Origin of the sequence: Azospirillum formosense, assembly GCF_013340925.1 — a bacterium.
In the GTDB taxonomy this organism is placed as follows: domain Bacteria; phylum Pseudomonadota; class Alphaproteobacteria; order Azospirillales; family Azospirillaceae; genus Azospirillum; species Azospirillum formosense.
Genome location: NZ_WHOR01000524.1, coordinates 1 through 918 on the forward strand (window position 1 = coordinate 1; position 918 = coordinate 918).

At 74.5% G+C, this 918-nt stretch carries 2 protein-coding genes; both read left to right on the top strand.

All coding sequences use genetic code 11. The features are described from left to right. Positions 1-779 (top strand): ABC transporter ATP-binding protein (locus GBZ26_RS29580; RefSeq protein ID WP_211105019.1); only part of this gene is annotated, 779 nt, incomplete at its 5' end. After that, a partial coding sequence (locus tag GBZ26_RS29585) for an ATP-binding cassette domain-containing protein (RefSeq protein ID WP_174441826.1) occupies positions 776-918 on the top strand: 143 nt, incomplete at its 3' end. The genes GBZ26_RS29580 and GBZ26_RS29585, both read left to right, overlap by 4 nt.

Here is a 918-nt window from a genome sequence, read left to right on the forward strand (position 1 = left end):
CACCATCCACCGCCCGCACCCCGCCGAAGCCCAAAGCTCCGCCGGAAACGGCCATCCCGACGGGTCCCCTGCTGCGGGTGGAGGGGCTGACCAAGGGCTTCGGCGGGGTGCGGGCGGTGGATGGTGTGTCGCTGACTCTGGGGGCCGGGACCATCACCGGGCTGATCGGCCCCAACGGCTCCGGCAAGACGACGCTGGTCAACCTGATCTCCGGCCTTGAGACTCCGGATGGCGGGCGGGTGCTGATGGGCAATGTGGATTTGGCGGGAAAGCGGCCCGACCGCATCGCCCGCGCCGGGATTGCCCGGACCTTCCAAGCGGTCAGCCTGCCGGAGGGCGCCAGCGTCCTGGCCGCCGTGGCCGCGGCGCGGCTGGAGCGCGACGGCTCGATCGCCCAGGCCGAGGCGCACGCCCTGTGGGCGCTGGAGCGGCTGGGTGCGGCGGACCTCGCCGCTAGGCCCTGCGCCGGTCTGCCCGCGGCCCTGCGCCGCCGGGTGGAACTGGCCCGCGCGCTGGCCCGCCAGCCCGCCGTGCTGCTGCTCGACGAGCCGGCCGCGGGGCTGACCGACGGGGAGAAGGCGGAACTGGCCGGTCATCTGCGCGCCATCGCCGCCACGGGCACCGCGCTGCTGGTGGTGGAGCACGACATGGGCTTCCTGCTGCCGCTCGCCGGCCATGTGCTGTGCCTGGACCAGGGGCGCCCGCTCTACGAAGGCCCACCGGATGGGGTGCGCAACGACCCCGCGGTGGTCGCCGCCTATTTGGGGGAGGGGGCATGATAAGCGACCCCCTGTTGCAGGTCGAGGGGCTGACCGCCGGCTATGGCGGGGCGGTCGCCGTGGACCACCTGTCGCTGTCCGTGGCGGCGGGGGAGGCGGTGGCCCTGCTGGGCGCCAACGGGGCGGGCAAGTCCACGCT